We start from the raw sequence: 22,958 nt of genomic DNA on the forward strand, positions 1-22,958 counted from the left end.
TTTCTTTACACAATTTTTTGAAGATGTTATAGGAATTCAATGTTGGTAGTGAATTAAAAATTAAAAATTAAAAATTAAAAATAATTAGATATCACCCTGATCGAAGTCGAAGGGCATCTCAATTGAAACGGGCTTCGACTTCGCTCAGCCTGACAATAATATTAAATCACCCCAAACCAACCATCAACCATCAACAATTAACAATTAATCATTATAATTTGTAATTTTGCGCCACAAGTAAAAAACAATATGACAACACAACAACTACACGAACAAATTCTTCAAAAAAAATCATTTCTATGCGTTGGTTTAGATCCGGATTTAACTAAAATTCCGGCACATTTATTAGAAACAGAAGATCCTATTTTCGAATTTAATAAAGCCATAATAGATGCAACCCATGATTTAACAGTAGGTTACAAGCCAAATACAGCATTTTTTGAAGCATACGGAATAAAAGGCTGGATGTCTCTGCACAAAACAATTAATTATATCAACGAAAATTATCCTGATATTTTTACCATTGCCGATGCAAAACGAGGCGATATTGGAAATACGTCAAGCATGTACGCTAAAGCTTTTTTTGAAGATTTGAATTTTGATAGTGTAACAGTTGCTCCTTATATGGGAAAAGATTCTGTAGAACCTTTTCTTGCTTTTGAAAACAAACACACAATAATGCTGGCTTTAACCTCAAATGAAGGCGCTTTCGATTTTCAGACTTTAAACACAAACGGAACAGAATTATATAAACAAGTTTTAGAAACTTCTAAAACGTGGAAAAACTGTCAAAACTTGATGTACGTTGTAGGCGCAACAAAAGCAGAATATTTTACCGATATCAGAAAAATTGTTCCGGACAGCTTTTTACTAGTTCCGGGAATTGGCGCTCAGGGCGGAAGTTTATCCGAAGTATGCAAATACGGAATGAATGATAAAGTGGGACTTTTAGTAAACTCGGCAAGAGCTATTATTTATGCTTCAAATGGAAAAGATTTTGCTGAAAAGGCGAGAGAAGAGGCTTTGAAAGTACAACAGGAAATGGAGGAGATTATTCGTTTAAAGTTTCAGGTTTAAAGTTTGCTTTGAACATAATTTTTAACGCAAAGTGCGCCAAGTTTTTTCCGCAAAGTTTGCAGAGGTTTGAATTGAAGTTTTTTTAAGTTCTCAAAGCTTACTTAAAGTAAAACTTAGACGCTTCTTTGAGAACTTTAGAAACTTTTATAAGACTACGCATATAATTTCTTTGTGAACTTTGCGGAAAAAACTTGGTGCACTTTGCGTTAAAACCACAATCTAAATCAATGAAAGAATTTCAAGACCAACTCGGGACAAATCATTTATTTGAGAATTCTCCAAAAAGAATTATCTCACTTGTTCCCTCACAAACCGAATTATTATATGATTTAGGTTTAGAAGAAAAAATAATCGGAATTACGAAGTTTTGTGTACATCCCTATCATTTTAAATCAACCAAAAAGATTGTTGGAGGGACAAAGAAAATTCATTTCGAAAAAATCAAACTGCTTCAGCCCGATATTATCATTTGCAATAAAGAAGAAAATACAGAAGAGATTGTAAATCAGTTAAAAGAAATATGTCCGGTCTGGGTTACGAATATTGTTACTGTTGAAGATAATTTTCAGATGATTTCAGATTTTGGACAGTTGTTTAACTGCCGAACTGAATCTCAAAAATGGAATGATAAACTGGCTTTTGCCCTCAATGATTTCAAAAACTATATTAAGGATGTTCCTGAAAAAAAAGTGGCTTATTTTATATGGAAAAACCCTTATATGGCTGCAGGAAATGATACATATATAAATGAGTTATTAAAACTGAATCATTTTAAGAATATCTACGAAGATAAAGGACGTTATCCGGAAATTGAACTCAAAAAAATGCGATTAGAAGGCGATCCTGATCTTGTGTTTCTTTCTTCTGAGCCTTATCCTTTTAAAGAAGAAGATGCCTTTGAAATTGGAAGATTTACACATCATGCTAAAACCATTTTCGTTGACGGTGAAATGTTTTCCTGGCACGGCAGTCGATTATTAAAGGCTTTCAGCTATTTTAAATTACTTCATGAAAGATTGAAAAACTAGAAAAGAATTCCAATATTTAAATTCCAAATTCCAAACTTGCTTAAATTGGAATTTGGAATTTTTTTATTGGCATTTAATCCAAAAAAGAATGCCGACATCTCGAAGACGCCGGCATTATTTAACTAACCAAAACCAAAATAATAAATAACCAGTTTATTACATTACAAAGATCCGACATAAATCAATGTAAGGCTGTTAAGATCTTGTTATTACTTTGTTGGATATAAGTTAATGTATGAATTTAAAATTTTAATAAATTCAAATTCCAAATTCCAAACTTGCTTAAATTGGAATTTGGAATTTTTTTATTGGAGTTTAATCCAAAAAAGAATGCCGACATCTCGTAGATGCCGGCATCATTTAACTAACCAAAACCAAAATAATAAATAACCAGTTTATTACCTTACAAAGGTCTGACATATATCAATCTTTTGCTGTTAAGGTTTTGTTATTACTTTGTTGGTCATAAGTTAAGATTTGCAAAATCTTTGTTTTGAGCTTTTTGCAGCGTTAAATAATTTCTGTTTATTAAAATATAATAGCAATCGATTTTGTTTATAGATATCGTAATGATTAGTTTGTATATTTGATAAAACATTAAATATCAGCATTATGGAATCAAACAAAAAATTAACAACTGCTACAGGAACACCTGTTCCAGACAATCAAAACATTCAGACGGCGGGACCTCGCGGACCTGTATTATTACAAGATTTTTGGTTTTTAGAGAAAATGGCGCATTTTGATCGTGAAGTAATTCCGGAACGACGAATGCATGCCAAAGGATCTGGGGCTTACGGAACTTTTACCGTAACGCACGACATTACCAAATATACAAGAGCCGATTTGTTTTCGGAAATTGGAAAAAAAACTGAAATGTTTGTTAGATTTTCTACCGTAGCAGGAGAAAGGGGTGCCGCAGATGCGGAAAGAGATATTCGGGGCTTTGCCTTGAAATTCTACACTAATGAAGGAAACTGGGATTTAGTAGGTAATAATACGCCAGTATTTTTTTTCCGTGACCCAATGAAATTTCCTGATCTGAACCATGCTGTAAAACGTGATCCAAAAACCAATTTAAGAAGTGCTGATAATAATTGGGATTTTTGGACACTATTACCAGAAGCATTACATCAGGTCACCATTGTAATGAGCGACAGAGGAATTCCAAGCTCTTACAGACACATGCATGGATTTGGAAGCCACACATTTAGTTTTATCAACAAACAAAATGAAAGACATTATGTGAAATTCCATTTCGTAACACAACAAGGAATTGATAATCTTTCTGATGAAGAAGCGGCAAAACTAGTGGGTGGCGACAGAGAAAGCCACCAAAGAGACTTATTTGACGCGATCGAAGAAGGAAACTTTCCGAAATGGAAAATGTTTGTTCAGATTATGACTGAAGAACAAGCTGAGAATTATCGTTTCCATCCTTTTGATTTGACTAAAGTTTGGCTAAAAAGCGATTTTCCACTGATTCCGGTTGGAGAATTTGAACTAAACAAAAACCCTGAAAATTATTTTGCCGAAGTTGAGCAGGCCGCTTTTAATCCGGCACATGTGGTTCCGGGAATTAGTTTTTCACCAGATAAAATGCTTCAGGCACGTTTGTTCTCTTATGGAGATGCTCACAGATATCGTTTAGGAGTTAATAATTTCCAAATTCCTGTAAATTCATCAAGATGTCCGTATAATACTTTTCACAGAGACGGAGCAATGCGCGTAGACGGCAATAACGGATCGAAAAAACATTATGAGCCAAACAGTTTTGGAGAAATGCAGGAACAGCCAGAATTTAAAGAACCGCCGTTGAAACTTCACGGAGATGCCTGGGCGCATAATTTTAGAGATGATGATAATGATTATTTCACACAGCCGGGATTATTATTCAATTTATTGACTCCTGAGAAAAAACAATTGTTATTTAAAAATACGGCAGCCCAAGTTGGAGGCGCACAAAAGTTTATCCAAATTCGTCATATCAGAAACTGCTTTAAAGCCGATCCTGCATATGGAGAAGGTGTTGCAAATGCACTTGGTTTAACGATGGATGAAGTAAACACTTTTGATGATCCAAGATTGTCAATTGTTGTTAGATAAGGTTCAGAGTTTCTAACACGCTAAGTTATTTTAATAGAAAACCCGACAGATTTTAAAACCTGTCGGGTTTATTATTTGATATCAATATGAATTTAAACTGGACTGAAGTCCAGCCCTACAATATGGATCGAGCCGAAGGCTCTTTTTATAGTTCCGAAGGAACAAATTATATTGTAGAGCTGGACTTCAGTCCAGTTTTATATGTACAAAATAACCAGAAATCTGATCGGGTTCTATTTAGGTTCAAAGGTTAATAAAATAAACCCTTCCAAAAAGCTTAGAGTCTTAGTGCCTCAGAACCTTAGCATCTTAAGAAAAAACCACCGTTTTATTGCTGTAAACCATTGTTTTACGCTCTGAATGTAGTTTTATGGCTCTTGCTAAAACGATTCTTTCCAGGTCACGTCCTTTCATGATAAAGTCTTCTACAGAATGAATATGTGAAACTCTTGCGATATCCTGCTCGATAATCGGACCTTCGTCTAATTCTTCGGTAACATAATGACTTGTTGCTCCAATAATCTTTACGCCACGTTTAAAAGCTGAATGGTAGGGTTTTGCACCCGGAAAAGCAGGTAAAAACGAATGATGAATATTGATGATTTTATTTTCGTAAAGAGAAATCAATTTTGGCGTAATAATCTGCATATAGCGAGCTAAAACAATAAAATCGATATCATATTTTTTCAAAAGTTCAATTTGTTTTGCTTCGCCTTCTTCTTTATTGTCTTTGGTAAAAGGAACACAATGAAACGGAATGTCAAAACGTTCTGCAACAGATCTTAAATCGTTGTGATTGCTAATAATAACCGGAATTTCAATATTTAATTCACCTGCGCTGTAACGGCCTAAAATGTCAAATAAACAATGATCATATTTAGAAACAAATAAGGCCATTTTTGGCTTTTGTTCCTGATTGTACAATTCCCATGACATATCAAAATCGACGGCAAGTGTTTTATTGAATTCTTCTTTTAGACTTTCAATAGTAATTTTCGGATTGGTAAATTCACATTCCAATCGCATAAAAAATACATTTTGCTCTACATCAACGTGCTGATCGATATAAGTTATATTTCCTTCAACTTTGGCAATAAAAGTCGTTACAGAAGCAATAATGTTTTTTCGGTCATTACAGTGAATAAGAATGGTTATTTTTTGCATCTTTTAGTTGGTTAATCGGTTAATTGTTGATTTGTTTAATCGTTTAAATGCAGAATCGTAAATTTCGGTTACACAATTAAACGATTAAACAGTTAAACGAAAATTATTTTCCGTCCTGCATAGCAAAAACACTTTTTAATAGCGGAGTTGTTCTTGCACTTATGTTATTACGGATTTCTTTTTCTTCTACAGCAATCATTTTAAATACACCAGACAAAGCCTGATTAGTTGTATAATCAGTCAAATCAGGGTTAACTTTTTTCACAAGCGGAATAGTGTTGTATTTATTGATAATTTTTGTCCAGACAACATCAGCACCTACTTTGGCAAACGAGCTTTTAATTACAGGATTAAATTTTCCGTATAAAGCTGTAGTTGTGCTTCCTTGCAAATAAGTTGTGGCAGCACTGTCATTTCCTAACAAGATATTTTTAGCATCTGTAAAAGTCATATTTTTTACAGCCGTAACAAATATTGGTGTGGCTTCTTTTACTGCATCTTCTGCAGCACGGTTCAGCATTTTAATTCCTTCATCGGCAAGAGAGCTAAGACCTACTTTTCTTAAAGTGGCGTCAACTTTTTGTAATTCTTCAGGCATTAAAATTTTTACAGCTTCGTTTTTGTAAAAACCGTCTACTGCGGTTAATTTACTTACTTGTACAGTAATTCCTTTATTTAGAGCTTCTTTTAATCCAGAAGCAATATCAACTCCTCCAATTCCCTGAGAAATTTGTGGCAATTGATTTAAAGTTTGCTGCATCTCTGCGCAGGAAGTAAGAGAAAATGCAACGGCTAATAATAAAATCTTTTTCATTTTTTGGGGTTTATTTAAGTTTCAAAAATACTACTTATTCAAAAATAGAGCCACAATTTTATTCGAAAACATGTAGTATTTTGTTTGAGAATTAACATTGATTTATAGTTTTGTGTCCTAAATTTTCAATAAACTATGTAAACTTTCATATTTTGCATTTTCAATAGGGTAAACATTAATCAAGAACAGATTTCCATTTTTATTTATAAAACTTATTGACGACCTGCTTTTTGACATTATATACCCAAAATCACCAGTTTTTTTATTTGATGAATTTATATTAAAAAGAGATGATATTATTTCAATTTCATAAAAACCGGATTTGTTTACATTAATAATTTCCCCATTTAAGTAATAGTACAAGTTTTTACTGGTTGAAAAAGGATAGGAAGATAAATCAAGATATCGAGCGCCTTTCTCCCGACCATCCGATGGTGTAAAACCTATAATGTTACTATTGTTTTTGTTATCGGGTCTGTTGTTTACTTTAATGAGTTTAAAATCAGAACTTATTTTTCCTAATTTAGTGAGGGTTACAAAATGGTTTTTATCAATTAGAGCATTAAAACCAACAAATTTATTATCAATATATGTACTTTGATTATAGGTAATTCTGTGTTCTGAAATATTTATAAAATTACTAAGTTTTAATGCCGGAGTATTTTTATCATAAGTAATTCTTGAATCGAGAATAATAAAGTTGAAGATTTTATAACAGAAATATACTGCGGTAATTAAAAGAATAACGAGAAAGAATTTGTTGTTTTTCATTGAATAAAATATAAATGATTTTTCCAGATATTATTTTTCTAATAAATCAATTTCTTCCTGTGTTTTTTCTATATAAACAGACATCTGCTTATAATTCCATTTGCCTCTTTTTGTGGCCACAACAAATAAAGTTCCTTTTCCTTTTGGACCTTTTAACGGAATTTGCAAATCGCAGTCTCCGGAATCATTATGTAAATTGATACTTCCAGATACCATTCCGTCAGTTTCAACAGGGTTTCCTAGTTTTTCAACAACAATTTTGCTGTGCTGTGCTGCTGCCAACGATTCTTTAAAAGCATCAGAATCTCTCATCATCGAGGTAACTCCAAAAATAATTACGCCAATAAATAAAGCAAAAAGTACAATAAGGCTTAAACATCCTGTTGGAACAAACCATTTCCAGTTCCTGTCCCACCAATTTTTTTTAGGTTGAAAATCGTCATCGTTCATAAAATAGAAGATTAGTTTTTGATTAGGTTAATTTTCTGAAAGATATTAATTTTCAGATGAACGAAAACAAAAAATCATCTTATAAACTATAAGATGATTTTATATTTTTAAGGATTATCTATTATTAAAAGCTATTTCTTCCAGAGCCTTTGGATTACTGATTACTTTATTCACTTCTTGTTTTCTCATATTGTCTTTATCTCCGGTTCCAGTACTTAAAATGAGTTTTTTAGGAATTATAGGTGTTTTATCAAATATTGTAGAATATAGTAAAACTGCCTGTAAAAATCCGCCATCGTTTGTAAAGTGAAGTATATTTTTACCATAACGAAGATTATCTTTATTATTAATTAGATATTCATAACCACTTTTACCATCATATGCATCTTTAACAGCATCTCCAACCCTCAATAAACCTGCATTTTTAATAAAAGCGACAGCTAAAACGGCATTTTTTTGTAATTCTTTATAGTAGTGATCATATTCTGGATTTGTATAGGGTAATGGAGACATATTTTGATAGACATATATGGCGACATCAGGACTGTTTTTGTGTATTTTTTCTACAATTAATTTTAAATTTAATCTGTATTTTTCAAGATCAGTTAACGCAATTGGTGTCGCTTCCTGAAGGACAACAAAATCATAATAATTACCATCCTTATCTATATTAGAAAAAATCTGGTTCGCTTCTGTTTTATTAGTGTTATAAACTTCATCAAGCGAAACTCCCATTGTTACCAATTGCTGCACATCTATGTGTTTATTGTTAGCATTACACAATTCCTGAAGAAGAGTTGGGGCACTTACAAAATATTCAATTTGGCTGTTTCCAATAAATAATATACGCGAAGGTCCTACTGATTTTGGTGGTTTAGGGTTACTAATTCCATTAGATGAAATCCTATTTTTTGTTGTAAATTTATCACATGAAATAAGTAAAGCTGGTATAATAAGAATTAAAACGTATTTTTTCATTTGTAAATGGGTGATAAGAAGTTGCAAATCTCTATTTTATCCATCTTCATATAGGCCTCAAAATGCTTTTAAAATAGTATTTTAAGACAAAAAATCACCTTGCAGATTTTACAAGGTGATTTTGAATTTTGTATTAAGATGAACAGCCAGCTAAAAGCGTATTGTTTTCAAGTTGTAGGTAGGATTCTTGATTATTCTTATTAGTTGCTGTTTTACCTTTTTACAAATTATATAACTAAATTTTGGGTACAAAAAAGGTGATTAAACGTATTGCAAACAGTACAAATTGGGATTGTAAACCGGATTAATCTGTTTTAAATCGGCTAAAATATTGTGAGTGTAATCTTTACCGCCAATGGCTAAATAAAACAAAGATTTTGAAACGTAAAATGGTCTCAACGGAAGTGAACGCCACCCTTGTACTATATTTTTTAAGAAATGTTTTAAGGCATACTTAAATGGTTTTTCTTCTGGACGAATAAAATAAATCGTATAACTTTTAATTTTTGTCATCAGGTTTGGAAACATTACAAATCTTCCGCCCTGCTGAATTAATAAATTGATTTCAAAAAGTGATAATCCTTCTATATTTTCTGTTTTCATGATAAATTGTTTTTTGCATTAATATTAGTGGTAGTATTACGATGCAAATTTCCGACAGAAGAATATATTATTTAGGACTTAAAAGTTTTAAAATTAATAAGTTATGTTATTTTGAATAAAAACATAAAATCGGAAATTCATTTTACTGAACTCCCGATTTTACTCAATTTATGATATAATATTTAGTTAGAAGCTACGCCATCTACAGGAAATAAAAAGTTATTTAATTCTGTATCTTTTTCATATACATCCTGATAAAAACTTACTTCTCCGGAATCATGAACCCATGATGTAAAATAAGTAATGTAAATAGGCACTTTGTTTGGCAGTTTAAATGTACTTTCTGCTTTTCCCGCCATAGCTTTATTTATTTTATCAGTTGTCCATTCCGGATAATCTTTTAACATTGCAATGGCTAACTCTTTCGCTTTGTTTACGTTAATACAACCGTGGCTGAAAGTTCTTCTTTCAAAATCAAATAATGATTTTGCAGGAGTATCGTGCATGTATATGTCTTCAGGATTTGGGAAAATAAATTTCACTAATCCAAGAGAGTTATTTGGACCTGGTTTTTGTCTTACCTGACCATTTACCATTTCCATATTATGATCTGCCAGATAATTAGGATCGGCAGCCATTTTCAATTTCAATTCATTATCAACAATACTTTGCGGCACAGTCCAGTAAGGGCTGAAAACAATTTTATCGATATTTCCGTTAAAAATGGTTGTTTTCGTTAAAGATGATCCCACAAATACTTTAGAAGTAAGTTCTGGTTTTCCGTTTTTTACATAAACCAATTCAAAAGAAGGAATATTTACAATAATATATTCTTTGTCTTTTAGAATTTTTGGAGAAATCCAACGGCATCTTTCCATATTAACCATCAAAGTATTGATTTTATCTTTTAATGGAATGTTCATTTCCTTGATATGATCTTCAGAAAGAATGTAATTGGGTTTAAAACCGTTTCTTACTTTGTATTTCATCACCCCTTCCATTAATTCCTGATCATAGAAATCGCTTTTTGAGTCGCGTGCTAAATCTCCCAAAATAAATAATCGTGTTCTAACCTGGCCAATAGTAGGTGAAGTGGCGTCTGGTCGAAGATCTTTATAGGGTTTTTCGGCAACGATAGGTTTCCAAACGTTAGCTTTTTCTATTTCTCTGTATTTTTTAAGAGCGTCTTGTAATTTATAGTATTGATTAAAAAGAAGTTCGTCATTTTTCTCTAATAAAGTAGGTTCGGTTATTAGAGAATCTAACAAAGTATCATAAGATATTTCTTTTTTAGGAAGAAGCCATCCTGTTTTTTTAGCAGTTTCGGCATCTAAACCTACATAAACACGATTCATGTATATAATATAAGCTGAGCTTAACAGCATATCAGAATCTGCTTTTGAAGGTTTATCTTGTGATTTCTTTTTAAAAATCTGATCAATTTCATATTTATAAGGAAGTTCAAATACTAAACCTTCTTCATATGTATCGTTTAATTTTTCATACAAGGTTTTTCCGAATTCATTGATTTTGTCATCTTCGTACCAAATTGGTCCGTAAGATCTGGTTTTGTACAATGCTGTAACCTCGTTTTGATATTTTTTTAAATCAGAATACCTTTTAAAGAAATCAGTTAAAACCTCACTGTCAACTTTTGTATCTGAATTATTATTTAGATAAGATTTATTTAAACTTATGTTTTCTCTTGTGTTACTATTATTATATTTTCCATAAGATAATAGAGTAAAACTAAGAGCTAAAATTATGCTTAGTGGATATGTTGTTTTCATTTTCATTTAAATTTTTACGTTACTACTTAGACTTCAAGTTCTGGTAAAAATTTGGGGCCTTTTCTACATTGCTAAATTACTATAGGAGTGGTTTAAAAGTGTTTCTATATTTAATATAGATTTTTCAAAATTGCCACATAGTAGGTTTCTTGCTATAAATCAACTATTTAGCTAAATTGTTACCCTTTTAATTAACGAAAACGTTATATTAAGAAAAACATAAGACCTTAATCATAATCAAATATTAAAATATTTTGTAAATTGCTCCCTTAAAATTATCATATTCATAAAATGGAACAACAAATACCATATATTCCTAAAAATAAAGTAAGAATTGTAACCGCTGCTTCGCTTTTTGACGGACATGATGCAGCAATCAATATCATGCGTCGTATTATTCAGTCTACGGGAGTAGAGGTAATTCACCTTGGACATGACCGAAGTGTTGAAGAAGTAGTAAATACCGCCATTCAGGAAGATGCCAATGCAATTGCAATGACATCATACCAAGGAGGTCACAACGAATACTTTAAATATATGTATGATCTGCTTCACGAAAAAGGAGCGGGACACATTAAAATTTTCGGAGGAGGAGGCGGTGTAATCCTGCCAAGCGAAATTGAAGAATTGCATGAATATGGAATTACAAGAATTTATTCTCCAGACGATGGACGTTCTCTTGGTTTACAAGGAATGATTAATGATTTGGTACAACGTTCCGATTTTCCGATTGGAGATAAATTAAACGGAGAAATTGATCATATCGAAAATAAAGTTCCAACGGCAATTGCGCGTTTAATTTCTTCAGCTGAAAATTTTCCTGAAATTGCAAAACCAGTTTTTGATAAAATTCACGAAAGCAATATGAGTTCTAAAATTCCAGTTTTAGGGATCACAGGAACGGGTGGTGCCGGAAAATCTTCTTTGGTGGACGAATTGGTTCGCCGATTTTTAATTGATTTCCCGGAAAAAACAATCGGATTAATTTCTGTCGATCCTTCTAAGAGAAAAACTGGAGGAGCACTTTTAGGAGACAGAATCCGTATGAATGCGATTAATAATCCTCGCGTATATATGCGTTCGCTGGCGACACGTCAGTCGAACTTAGCATTGTCTAAATATGTAGCCGAAGCGATTCAGGTTTTGAAAGCCGCGAAATACGATTTGATTATTTTAGAGACTTCAGGAATCGGTCAGTCTGATACCGAAATTATGGATCATTCTGATGTTTCTTTATATGTAATGACACCAGAGTTTGGAGCGGCAACACAATTGGAAAAAATCGACATGCTTGATTTTGCCGATTTAGTGGCTTTAAACAAATTTGATAAACGTGGCGCGCTTGATGCTTTGCGCGATGTAAAAAAACAATATCAAAGAAACCATAATCTTTGGGATAAAAGCCCAGACGAAATGCCAGTTTTCGGAACAATTGCTTCGCAGTTTAATGATCCGGGAATGAATACGCTTTACAAAGCGATTATGGATAAAGTGGTTGAAAAAACGGCTTCAGATTTGAAATCGACTTTTGAAATCACAAAAGAAATGAGCGAGAAAATCTTCGTGATTCCGCCGGGAAGAACACGTTATTTATCTGAAATTGCAGAGAATAACAGAAGCTATGATGAAACAGCCATTTCGCAGCAAAAAGTTGCTCAGAAATTATATGGAATTTTCAAAACCATAGAATCGGTTTCTGGAAAAGTTCCTCAAATCACAAAAGCAGGAATTGACGATTCGACTGTTTTGCCAAGCGGAATTGCAGAACACGACGAAAACAGAATCTTTTTAAATCTTTTACTAAATCAATTCGATAAAGTAAAAATGGATTTAGATCCGTACAATTGGGAAATTATCCTGAATTGGGATGAAAAAGTAGCCAAATACAAAAATCCGGTTTACTCCTTTAAAGTACGTGATAAAGAAATTAAGATTGCAACACATTCTGAAAGTTTATCACATTTACAGATTCCGAAAATTGCTTTACCTAAATATGAAGGTTGGGGTGATATTTTGCGTTGGAATTTACAGGAAAATGTTCCAGGAGAATTTCCTTTTGCTTCAGGATTGTATCCGTTTAAACGTGAAGGCGAAGATCCTTCAAGAATGTTTGCGGGCGAGGGCGGACCAGAAAGAACCAACAAACGTTTCCATTATGTAAGCGCTGGAATGCCTGCAAAACGTCTTTCGACAGCTTTTGACAGTGTAACTTTATACGGAAACGATCCAGATTTACGTCCGGATATTTATGGAAAAATTGGAAATGCGGGAGTTTCAATCTGCTGTTTAGATGATGCCAAAAAACTATATTCAGGTTTCGATTTGGTTCATGCTTTAACTTCAGTAAGTATGACGATTAACGGGCCTGCGCCAATGTTGTTAGGTTTCTTTATGAATGCGGCAATCGATCAGCAATGTGAGATTTACATCAAAGCAAATGATTTAGAAAAAGAAGTTGAAGCTAAAATCAACAAATTATATAAAGACAAAGGAATCGAAAGACCTAAATACCAAGGCGATCTTCCGGATGGAAATAACGGTTTAGGATTAATGCTTTTGGGTGTTACAGGAGATCAGGTTTTACCTTTGGATGTTTATAATGAGATTAAAACCAAAACATTATCGCAAGTACGTGGAACGGTTCAGGCCGATATTTTAAAAGAAGATCAGGCGCAGAATACGTGTATTTTCTCAACTGAATTTGCTTTACGATTAATGGGTGACGTTCAGGAATATTTTATTACTAAAAACGTTCGTAATTTCTATTCGGTTTCGATTTCAGGATATCATATTGCCGAGGCGGGAGCAAACCCAATTACGCAATTAGCGTTTACGCTTTCAAATGGTTTCACTTACGTGGAATATTATTTGAGCCGCGGAATGAACATCAACGATTTTGGACCAAACTTATCATTCTTCTTCTCAAATGGAGTTGATCCTGAATATTCAGTAATTGGACGTGTGGCTCGTAAGATTTGGGCAAAAGCCATGAAAAACAAATACGGAGCCAACGAAAGAGCACAAATGCTGAAATATCATATTCAGACTTCCGGACGTTCGTTGCACGCTCAGGAAATTGATTTCAACGATATCAGAACGACTTTACAGGCTTTATACGCGATTTATGACAACTGTAATTCGCTTCATACAAATGCGTACGACGAAGCGATTACTACGCCAACAGAAGAATCTGTGCGTCGTGCAATGGCAATTCAGCTGATTATTAATAAAGAATTAGGTTTGGCGAAAAACGAAAACCCAATTCAAGGTTCGTTCATAATCGAAGAATTAACCGATTTAGTAGAAGCTGCCGTTCTTCAAGAATTCGACAGAATCACAGAACGTGGCGGAGTTCTTGGCGCAATGGAAACGATGTACCAAAGATCTAAAATTCAGGAAGAAAGTTTGTATTACGAAACTTTAAAACACAACGGAGATTTCCCAATTGTGGGTGTAAATACGTTCTTGAGTTCAAAAGGTTCGCCAACGGTAATTCCGGCTGAGGTTATTCGTGCAACCGAAGAAGAAAAACAGTACCAGATTACAATGTTGGATAATTTGCATAAATTCCACGAAGCAAAAGTAAACGAGCATTTAAATATGTTACAGCAAGCAGCTATTAAGAATGAAAACTTATTCGATCATTTAATGGAAGCTACAAAGGTTTGTTCTTTAGGTCAGATTACTTCGGCGTTGTTTGAGGTTGGCGGGCAGTATAGAAGGAATATGTAAGTATTATAAAATCTTAAATTAATAACGGATTGAACTGATTGTTAGAATTAATTGGTTCAATCCGTTATTTGTTGATTGCATAGTAATGATATTTTAAATACTCATATATTTACTGTCAGAAAACTTTAATAACTAATATCCTGAATGAAAACAAAACTACTCGTATTCTTTTTAATATTTACAACTTTTAAAATTGCAGCCCAACAGCAAATTTATTCCCTTAAATATCTTAATGATCTAAATCTTATCGAATATAACGATAATATTGTATTTCTAGGAGGTGAGGAAGAAACTGGTATTGAAATATGGAAAAGTGAAGGAACTACAGAAACTACATCACTTGTCAAAGATGTTTATTCTGGTAAAGAAAGCGGTGTTCAAGATTTAAGACGATACACTACAATTTTAAATGGAACTTTATATTTTATAGGCAAAGACGAAACTTCTGCCGGAGAAATCTGGAAAACAGATGGAACAGCAAACGGAACGGTAAAAGTGACCAACTTTCTTAATGGAAGGGTTTGGAAGATTACTGCTGCAGGAGATTCAATTTATTTTTTAATTAAAAAAGAAGATTATGTACTGCAAGTCTGGAAAACAGATGGAACTTCAGAAGGTACAGTAATAGTTAAAGATAATATACCAATTTGGAATGACCCAACTTTTGAAGGAAAGTGTGGCAATATTTTTATTTTTACTTTTCAACCTTATTTTAGTAACGGTTCAAAAGTTTGGAGAAGTGATGGTACTGCTGACGGAACATTTCCTTTAACAGAAGAAAAGACTGGAAATGGTTCAGGTGTAGGAGGAACATCAGCATTATCTCAATATCTTGAAGAAGATAGTAAGTTGTATTTTGTTAGTAGGAGTTATTTGCATGAAACAGATGGTACTATTAGCAATACCAAAGCTCTTTCTTCTTACTCAGGTCCTCTATCTGTACAGTATAGTGACGTCATTAAAGTAGGCAATAGTCTTTATTATCTATTTTTTAGCGGAGATAATTTTTCCATTGAAATTTGGAAATATGATTTAGTAAATAAGCAAACTACTTCGGTTTATTCAGCTAATAGCCAAAAATATTTTTTCCCTTCAGGATTAGTAAAAACAGATGATTCATTACTTTTCTGCGGCCCTAATAATACAGGAGGTACTTCTTTGCTATCATTAAATTTAAGTAATAATGCAGTATCAGATATAAAAGAGCTAACTACGGCAGCATTCACACCGTTTATATTTAATCAGAGTTTTAACATTGCCACAATTATAAAAATAAACAGTAATGATTATTTTATTACTTCGGCAGTAGATCAATTTTATCAGAGAAAAGGATGGATTTATAATAAGTCACAACAAACTACTGAAAATATTACAGCACTTGATAACGTGTGGCATGGAATCGTTTACAAAGATTATTTGTACTATGGTAAGAATAATATATTGTGGAAATATGCTAATAATTTGAATACAATATCAAATAATAAAGAACCATTTTTGACATTCTATCCAAATCCTGCCAACGATTTTGTACAGATAAATACAAATAATAATGATGAAATAGAAAATGTTCGAATATATGATTTAAATGGAAAACTTGTAAATGAAATTTCAAATTATAAAAACAACAAAATAGATGTTTCCCGTTTATCAAAAGGTATTTATAATATGCAGGTTAAGCTAAATGGAATTTATATTAATAAAAAAGTAATAAAGAATTAATTATAAAATTTAATTCTATAAGATTTTTTAATGTTTAATAAAAAACTTTAATAACTAAAATCAAATGAAAAAAACTATCATTATCTTGCTATTGCTTGTTACAAGCTTAGGTTTTAGTCAGTCAAAAACAAAACTGGATGTAAAATCAGATAAAAAATCTGAAGTTAAATCTGAAACAAAAACATACGATCCAAAGCTTTTAGGTTGTTGGAAAGGTTCTGAAACTGGGCAACAACAAGATGGAGTAAGTAAATATTGGGTTTCGTGCCGTTTTGAAAACGGAACAAGTGCTTTATTATTTGTTGTAATATACCCGAGTGGTAAAGTAGATCAAACGACTGAAAACGGTAAATGGTGGGTTGAGAATGGCAGATATTATGAACTGCATAATTATGACGGAGTTATAGATGTTTATGATTATCAAGTAACTGATGAAGGTGTAAACTTTCAATCGGTTGAATTAATGGGGAAAAAGGATAATACTTATAAGTTTACAGATTATAAAATGGCAGATTAATAAAATAAGTTTACTCCCGTTAGTACAGTGCCTCGTGCCGGCAAAAGCGATTTCCCCCGCTAGCGCATTACGATTGTGAACACAAAATATAGAAAACCTCCCGGAAACGGGCGGTTTTTATTTTTGATAGAGGGGTAAAATAAAATCTCATACAGTTTATCATTTCGACGAAGGAGAAATCTGCGCAAGAAACTCTACAAAGATTGGCGCCTTTCTTTATGGAGTTACTTGCGCAGATTTCTCCTTCGTCGAAATGACAAGATTGCGGGTAATCTTGAAAAAGTTCCGAAGGAACGAATCATATTGTAGGGATAGATTTTAATCCATCATAAATAAAAAAAGCAGTTCTTCTGGTAAAAGAACTGCTTTTCATTTTTTTGTGGGGGCAAAAAAAGGTGGTTTAACGGCGGAATCCTGGACTTTCGTTTACAGATTCGTCTAACTTAACAGTTTTTGCCTTTTTGGCAACAACTTTAATTTGGTGTTTAGCAACTTTGTTGTTTGCTGTAACTTCAAGAACATAAGTTCCGGCAGGAAAACCTTCTAAACTTATTGTTTTTGATACTTCCAATTTGTTCGCTGCAGATTCGCCCGCATAAAGTAAATTGTGATTTTCGTCGTAGATCGAAAAAGATGAGTTTTCAACTGTGTCTAAAGTAAAGCTAACTACTTTTCCGTTTCCAGTTTGAATGTGCAAAATGTAATCGCCTTTTCCATCAATGGCGTAAGAAAATACTGTTGCTAAAAAAAAGGCCGCAACTAAACCCGCTTTGGTAAATTTTGTCATGTTTTTTTTAAAGTTTTATTACTAAATGTGGAACGTTCAAAACTACAAATACAAATTTAATTATTAGCAAAAAAATCGTGTTTTTTGACACATAAAATGCTGAATTAAAACTATTTCTGTGTTTTGTCTACGCTATGTACGTAAATACAGGGCTTGCGGATTTATTTTTTTTTATTTTTTTTAACCCAGTAAAAATCAGGTAGATGCATTTATTAAGAATAATTCCCTTAAAACGAGAATTGTGGTTTTTTTTTCTGGATGAAAAACAAAAAAAAACAGCTCAATAACCACAAAGAGCTGTTTCAAACAATCACAGTTTTAATTTTTTTTAACTACCTAACCTATTGAATACTTTGCGAAAAGTATTACTTTTTTAGCGAACTGCTACGCTTGTACTTTTATCAGCATTTGTTTTATAGACACAAGAAACTGCTTTTGCAGATAAAACTGTTGCAGCATCTGTAATTGTAATTTCGTGTCTCACTTTTTTTACGCTGTCTTCGGCTTCTAAGAAATAAGTTCCTTCAGGAAATTCTTCTAAGCTAAAAGTTCTTAATATTCCATCTTTACCTGAAGCTGTTTCAGAATAAATTAGAGTGCCGTCTTGGTCATAAATTGCCAGGGTAGCTTTTTGCAGTCTGTTGATTGCAAATGTGATAAGCTTTCCGTTTGCTTTTATTACATGAAGGTTAAAGTCTTCATTTCCATCAATTGCATATGTACTTCCTGTAAAAAGTACTGCGCATACTAAACTCAATTTTAAAATCTTTTTCATAACTGTTAGTTTTAAATTATTAGTTTAATTCTCTGATGTAAAAGTATTACAGAAATGCCTGTTTTTTAACAACTCTATTTTCCTATTTCGATGCTATATTCTCATTTACGAAACCGTTATAGGTTAAAACGTGAATTATATTTAACGTTTTTGTTAATTCGGTTATTATTTTTTAATGATATTAAGATTTTTTGTTTTTACGTTTTTCTTACATTTTATTAATGAATAAATATAAAAAACGGAATATTTGTAAAGCTGGTTTTATCAAAAAGTAAAGAGCAAAAAAAAACAGCTCAATAACCACAAAGAGCTGTTTCTAAAACTTGCGTTTTTAAACTTTACTAACTATCTAACCTCATTTTTATACTGTATGCGAGTATAAATTTTTCAGTGTATTGCTACACTTATATTGTTTTGCAGAAATCTGCTTAATTAACTGATTTTGTAGACAAAACTGTAGATTCACTTGTTACAGTGATTTCGTGTCTTGCTTTTTTGAAGTTGTCTTCGATTTCTAAAAAGTAAGTTCCTGTTGGAAATTCTTCTAAGCTGAAAGTTCTTAAAATTCCGTCTTTACCAGAAGCATTTTCAGAATAAATTAAATTGTTGTTTTTATCGTAAATACTAATACTGGCTTTTTGTGTTTGGTTTAAAGCAAAAGTGATTAGTTTTCCATTCGATCTTAATACATGAAGATTAAAAGCGTTGTTTCCGTCAATTGCATAAGTACTTAATCCTGATAAAAGTACTGCACATACTAAACTCAATTTTAAATTCTTTTTCATAACTATTATTTTTTTGTTTTTATTATCTCTAATTCTCTGATGTAAAATTACTTAGGATATACATATATTATATCAACTCTATTTTCCTATTTCGATGCTATATTCTCATTTACGAAACCGTTATAGGTTAAAATTTGAATTATCTCTATCGTTTTAGTTAATTCATGTGTTATTTTTCAACGTTTTTTTAAAAGTGACATAGATTCAAAGAGACAAAGAGACAAAGGTTTTTTTAAAAGATGCTGAGGTACTAAGATGCTAAGTTTTTTTAAACTTGAAACAAAAAATCTAAACTCTAAAATCTGCAATCTAAAATCTAATATCGAAAGTTTAGAGCAAAAAAAAAAACAGCCCAATAACCACAAAGAGCTGTTTTTAAAACTTGCGTTTTTAACTTTACTAACTATCTAACCTTAGTTTTATACTTATGAGAAGTATAACTTTTTTAGCGTACTGCTACGCTTGTATTTTTATCAGAAACTTTGTTAACTGAAGAAATTGCTTTTGAAGATAAACTTGCGATTTCGTTGTTTACAGTAATTTCATATCTAACTTTTTTTGCATTGTTTTCAACTTCTAAGAAGTAAGTTCCGTCAGGAAAATCCTGTAAGCTGAAAGTTCTCAAAATTCCATCTTTACCAGTAGCATTTTCTGTATATATTAAAGTACCTTCTTTATCATATATAGTCAATTTTGCTTTTTGAGTCTGGTTAAGACCAAAAGTGATCAATTTTCCGTTTTTCAATACATGAAGATTAAAGTCCTCATTACCATCAATTGCATAAGTGCTTACACCTGCAAAAAGAGCAGCACATACTAAACTTAATTTTACAATCTTTTTCATATGTATTTGTTTTAGTTTTTTTATCTCTAAATCTCTGATGTAAAATTACTCCGGTTGTGTCTATTTTATATCAACTCTATTTTCCAATTTATGTGCTATATTCTCATTTACGAAACCGTTATAGGTTAAAATTTGAATTATTTTAGGTGTTTTTGTTAATTCGGCTATTATTTTTCAAACATTTTTCATTTCTTAATGTTTTTCAAAACTTCCAAAATTCTTACAGAAATGCCATTTCTCTATAAAACAGGTAGAATAAATACGATATCCTAAAAAAATCTCAAATAAAAATATGGGTTGTTTAAAAAATGGCGTTTTGGTACTAATTTGTTAATTTTTATTTTGATGATTTTAATGAAAAATTCTCATTTACGAAACCGTTGTAGGTTAATTTTTAAATTTTATTAGACAATTTTGTTAAATTTGCTATTATTTTTTAAAGAAATTATCATGAAGACAAATGCCCCAGCTCTTGAAGTGATAACTAACTCATACGGAAGTTCTTTTACCTACACTAAACACGCCGAAAAGACCAATAGCAAAGCTCATTTATGGCATTATCATCCAGAGATTGAGTTGGTTTATATAAATGGCGGGGCAGGAAAAAGACAAATAGGAAGCCATGTTTCCTATTATACTAATGGTAGTTTGATCTTGATTGGCTCTAATTTACCGCATTGCGGTTTTACGAACGAACAAACAGGTAATATAAATGAAACCGTTATTCATATTAAACCTGAATTTTTAGGGAATGGCTTTTTTGGAGTTCCGGAAATGAAAAAAATCCAAAATGTTTTGGCTCAGTCTAAAGGCGGAATTGCTTTTGGAGGTGAAACTAAAAAACGAATTGGAAAAAAAATTGAAATGATGGAAGATCAGCTTCCGTTTGAACGCCTGCTGACACTTTTAAGTATTTTGGATGAATTAGATTCGTCTGAAGAATATACAATGCTGAATGCAGATGGTTTTACAATGGAACTGCAGACTCAGGATAATGACCGAATGAATGTGGTTTTTAATTATGTGAAAGATAATTTCCAACAGTCAATCGCTATTGATGAAGTTTCGAATTTGGTGAGTATGACTACACCTTCTTTCTGTAGATATTTTAAAAAGATTTCAAACAAAACTTTTACAGAATTTGTTAATGAATACAGATTAGTGCATGCTTCTAAACTTTTGGCCGAAAAACCAATTAGCATCAATGAAGTCTGCTACGAAAGTGGTTTTAATAATTTCAGTCACTTTAGCAAATCGTTTAAACAATACACAGGTAAAAGCGCATCGCAATACCGCCACGAACATAAGATTATTATTAGTTAGTATTTTTTGAAGGTTAAATTTTATTAGCCGCGAATTCACGAATTAGATTAAATTAAATTCGTGAATTCGTGGCTATTTTTTTTACGACTTGAAAATCATTTTAATATAGTTTGTTCAGAAAAAAGGTATATTTACATTCCTTTAATCGAAAAAAAACTATCAAAATGAAAAACCTTAAAATTTTAGTATTCTTTGTTTTTCTGTGTGTTTCGTCAATGTCATACGCGGCAAAAGTAGATACCTTACAAGTTGCCAGTGCCGCCATGAATAAAACCTACAAAGCAGCTGTGGTACTTCCAAATTCTTATGCAAAAAGTAAAACAGCTTTTCCGGTACTATATTTACTGCACGGAGCTTACGGCCATTTTAGCGACTGGTTAAAAAATACGCCCAATAAAAAATTAGTTCAAAATTTATCAGATCAATATAATTTAATTATTGTAATGCCGGAAGGCGAAAGTTTCAGTTTTTATCTGGACAGTCCTGTAAATAAAGAAAGTCAGTTTGAAACATTTATCACGCAGGAAGTAGTTCAAAAAGTTGATAAAACCTATAGAACGATTGCTAATAAATCAGGAAGGGTAATAACAGGGCTTTCTATGGGCGGACACGGTGCTTTGTATCTTTCAGCCAGACATCCTGATTTATTCTGCGCTGCCGGAAGTATGAGCGGGGCAGTAGATATGAGTACAATGCTCAATCGCGAATCGTCGGCACAGGTAGTAAAATTAATGCAGCCTGTTTTTGGAGATAGAAGTGATAATTCTGAATTATACGCACAGCATGCTGTTATGGGAATGCTGGATAAAATAAAAGCGAACAAACTGCCTTTAATTATTGATTGCGGAGTCGATGATTTTTTAATTGAACCTAACAGAGAATTACACCGAAGACTAGTTTATAATAAGGTGGAACACGATTATACTGAACGTCCGGGAGCGCACACTTGGGAATATTGGGAAAATTCACTACCTTACCATGTATTATTTTTTAGCAAAATCCTATTTAAGAATCAGGTTGTTGCAAAAAAATAATTAGAAATTTTATTTCAAAACCCGTTTAACAAAATTTTTGGTTTGGTTTTTGGAATGCTTTTATAAACTTAAAAAAAATATATTATGAAAAAGATACTTACGTTATTCGCAGTTGTTGGATTAATGGCATTTACTAGTTGTGAAGGGCCAGAAGGGCCTCCGGGAAGAGATGGTGATAAAGGAGATCCAGGTTATGTTAATGAGATTTTTGAAGTGACTTTTAGCTTTACTAGTGCTAATGATTATGGTAGAACATTTGAACTTAATCCTGTTATAGCAAATACTGATAATATTTTGGTTTATGAATTAGTTAATACTAATGATGGAATAGATACTTGGGCTCTTTTGCCACAAGTGTATTATTTTCCTAATGGAACAGCTCAATACAATTTTTCTTTCTCGTATGATCAATTTTCCATTTTCATAGATTCTGATTTTGCATTGAATACATTGCCAGCTTCTTTTATAACAAATAAAACATTTAGAGTGGTAATTATTCCTGGTGCAGTTTATAATAAATCTGCTAATAAAGCTGATTATTCAGATTATAATGCGGTTATCAAGAAGTATAATATTGATGATAGCAATGTTAAGAAATTGAACTAAGAAGTTTAAAAAGTTAAAAAAAAGGAAATCGAAAGATTTCCTTTTTTTATTTAAA

20 protein-coding genes are annotated in these 22,958 nt (G+C 32.2%); 9 read left to right on the top strand and 11 right to left on the bottom strand.

Going from position 1 to position 22,958, the window contains the following annotated elements; translation table 11 throughout:
- The first annotated feature begins 249 nt into the window (after nucleotides 1-249).
- The 3 genes from pyrF to ABDW27_RS19190 all read left to right on the top strand — a co-directional run bounded on the left by pyrF (nucleotide 250) and on the right by ABDW27_RS19190 (nucleotide 4,211).
- The gene (gene pyrF / locus ABDW27_RS19180) at nucleotides 250-1,077 is read left to right on the top strand and encodes an orotidine-5'-phosphate decarboxylase (protein ID WP_343697349.1); all 828 of its coding nucleotides are present in this window, start codon (nucleotides 250-252) and stop codon (nucleotides 1,075-1,077) included.
- Nucleotides 1,078-1,304: 227 nt separating this feature from the next.
- On the top strand, nucleotides 1,305-2,105 hold the full coding sequence (locus ABDW27_RS19185) for a helical backbone metal receptor (protein WP_343697350.1): 801 nt from the start codon (nucleotides 1,305-1,307) through the stop codon (nucleotides 2,103-2,105).
- A 612-nt stretch (nucleotides 2,106-2,717) separates the two neighbouring features.
- Nucleotides 2,718-4,211: a catalase gene (locus tag ABDW27_RS19190; RefSeq protein ID WP_343697351.1), complete on the top strand. Its 1,494-nt coding sequence runs from the start codon at nucleotides 2,718-2,720 to the stop codon at nucleotides 4,209-4,211.
- A 309-nt stretch (nucleotides 4,212-4,520) separates the two neighbouring features.
- Here ABDW27_RS19190 and purU read toward each other — a convergent pair whose 3' ends face one another.
- The 7 genes from purU to ABDW27_RS19225 all read right to left on the bottom strand — a co-directional run bounded on the left by purU (nucleotide 4,521) and on the right by ABDW27_RS19225 (nucleotide 10,781).
- Nucleotides 4,521-5,375 (bottom strand): formyltetrahydrofolate deformylase, encoded by an 855-nt coding sequence (purU, locus tag ABDW27_RS19195; protein ID WP_343697352.1) that lies wholly within the window; start codon nucleotides 5,373-5,375, stop codon nucleotides 4,521-4,523.
- A gap of 103 nt (nucleotides 5,376-5,478) precedes the next feature.
- The gene (locus tag ABDW27_RS19200; protein ID WP_343697353.1) at nucleotides 5,479-6,189 is read right to left on the bottom strand and encodes a DUF4197 domain-containing protein; all 711 of its coding nucleotides are present in this window, start codon (nucleotides 6,187-6,189) and stop codon (nucleotides 5,479-5,481) included.
- A gap of 117 nt (nucleotides 6,190-6,306) precedes the next feature.
- Nucleotides 6,307-6,960 carry a hypothetical protein gene (locus tag ABDW27_RS19205; RefSeq protein ID WP_343697354.1) on the bottom strand — a complete coding sequence of 218 codons (654 nt, stop codon included), beginning with the start codon at nucleotides 6,958-6,960 and terminating at the stop codon, nucleotides 6,307-6,309.
- A 30-nt stretch (nucleotides 6,961-6,990) separates the two neighbouring features.
- The gene (locus tag ABDW27_RS19210; protein WP_343697355.1) at nucleotides 6,991-7,410 is read right to left on the bottom strand and encodes a cytochrome c oxidase assembly factor Coa1 family protein; all 420 of its coding nucleotides are present in this window, start codon (nucleotides 7,408-7,410) and stop codon (nucleotides 6,991-6,993) included.
- Nucleotides 7,411-7,524: 114 nt separating this feature from the next.
- Nucleotides 7,525-8,388, bottom strand: coding sequence for a hypothetical protein (locus ABDW27_RS19215; RefSeq protein ID WP_343697356.1), 864 nt, complete (start codon nucleotides 8,386-8,388; stop codon nucleotides 7,525-7,527).
- 261 nt (nucleotides 8,389-8,649) lie between these two features.
- Nucleotides 8,650-8,991: a hypothetical protein gene (locus tag ABDW27_RS19220; protein WP_343697357.1), complete on the bottom strand. Its 342-nt coding sequence runs from the start codon at nucleotides 8,989-8,991 to the stop codon at nucleotides 8,650-8,652.
- Between the two features lie 182 nt (nucleotides 8,992-9,173).
- Nucleotides 9,174-10,781 carry a L,D-transpeptidase family protein gene (locus ABDW27_RS19225; RefSeq protein WP_343697358.1) on the bottom strand — a complete coding sequence of 536 codons (1,608 nt, stop codon included), beginning with the start codon at nucleotides 10,779-10,781 and terminating at the stop codon, nucleotides 9,174-9,176.
- Between the two features lie 291 nt (nucleotides 10,782-11,072).
- Between ABDW27_RS19225 and ABDW27_RS19230 the strand changes: the two genes are divergently transcribed.
- The 3 genes from ABDW27_RS19230 to ABDW27_RS19240 all read left to right on the top strand — a co-directional run bounded on the left by ABDW27_RS19230 (nucleotide 11,073) and on the right by ABDW27_RS19240 (nucleotide 16,749).
- Complete coding sequence (locus tag ABDW27_RS19230; protein WP_343697359.1) at nucleotides 11,073-14,513, top strand: methylmalonyl-CoA mutase family protein; 3,441 nt, start codon at nucleotides 11,073-11,075, stop codon at nucleotides 14,511-14,513.
- A 144-nt stretch (nucleotides 14,514-14,657) separates the two neighbouring features.
- Nucleotides 14,658-16,232 (top strand): T9SS type A sorting domain-containing protein, encoded by a 1,575-nt coding sequence (locus ABDW27_RS19235; RefSeq protein ID WP_343697360.1) that lies wholly within the window; start codon nucleotides 14,658-14,660, stop codon nucleotides 16,230-16,232.
- A 64-nt stretch (nucleotides 16,233-16,296) separates the two neighbouring features.
- Nucleotides 16,297-16,749, top strand: a complete 453-nt coding sequence (locus ABDW27_RS19240; protein ID WP_343697361.1) for a hypothetical protein — start codon at nucleotides 16,297-16,299, stop codon at nucleotides 16,747-16,749.
- A gap of 400 nt (nucleotides 16,750-17,149) precedes the next feature.
- Here ABDW27_RS19240 and ABDW27_RS19245 read toward each other — a convergent pair whose 3' ends face one another.
- The 4 genes from ABDW27_RS19245 to ABDW27_RS19260 all read right to left on the bottom strand — a co-directional run bounded on the left by ABDW27_RS19245 (nucleotide 17,150) and on the right by ABDW27_RS19260 (nucleotide 19,940).
- Entirely contained in the window at nucleotides 17,150-17,536 is a 387-nt protein-coding gene (locus tag ABDW27_RS19245; protein WP_343697362.1) for a secretion protein, read from the bottom strand.
- 373 nt (nucleotides 17,537-17,909) lie between these two features.
- On the bottom strand, nucleotides 17,910-18,311 hold the full coding sequence (locus tag ABDW27_RS19250; RefSeq protein ID WP_343697363.1) for a secretion protein: 402 nt from the start codon (nucleotides 18,309-18,311) through the stop codon (nucleotides 17,910-17,912).
- A gap of 428 nt (nucleotides 18,312-18,739) precedes the next feature.
- Entirely contained in the window at nucleotides 18,740-19,096 is a 357-nt protein-coding gene (locus ABDW27_RS19255; RefSeq protein ID WP_343697364.1) for a DUF3244 domain-containing protein, read from the bottom strand.
- A gap of 445 nt (nucleotides 19,097-19,541) precedes the next feature.
- Nucleotides 19,542-19,940, bottom strand: coding sequence for a T9SS type A sorting domain-containing protein (locus ABDW27_RS19260; RefSeq protein WP_343697365.1), 399 nt, complete (start codon nucleotides 19,938-19,940; stop codon nucleotides 19,542-19,544).
- Nucleotides 19,941-20,390: 450 nt separating this feature from the next.
- Between ABDW27_RS19260 and ABDW27_RS19265 the strand changes: the two genes are divergently transcribed.
- From ABDW27_RS19265 to ABDW27_RS19275, 3 genes are all read left to right on the top strand, one after another.
- Entirely contained in the window at nucleotides 20,391-21,263 is an 873-nt protein-coding gene (locus tag ABDW27_RS19265) for an AraC family transcriptional regulator (RefSeq protein ID WP_343697366.1), read from the top strand.
- A gap of 164 nt (nucleotides 21,264-21,427) precedes the next feature.
- Complete coding sequence (locus ABDW27_RS19270; protein ID WP_343697367.1) at nucleotides 21,428-22,297, top strand: alpha/beta hydrolase-fold protein; 870 nt, start codon at nucleotides 21,428-21,430, stop codon at nucleotides 22,295-22,297.
- Nucleotides 22,298-22,381: 84 nt separating this feature from the next.
- Nucleotides 22,382-22,903: a hypothetical protein gene (locus tag ABDW27_RS19275; RefSeq protein WP_343697368.1), complete on the top strand. Its 522-nt coding sequence runs from the start codon at nucleotides 22,382-22,384 to the stop codon at nucleotides 22,901-22,903.
- Nucleotides 22,904-22,958 lie beyond the last annotated feature (55 nt).

Origin of the sequence: Flavobacterium sp. (assembly GCF_039595935.1) — a bacterium.
In the GTDB taxonomy this organism is placed as follows: Bacteria; Bacteroidota; Bacteroidia; order Flavobacteriales; family Flavobacteriaceae; genus Flavobacterium.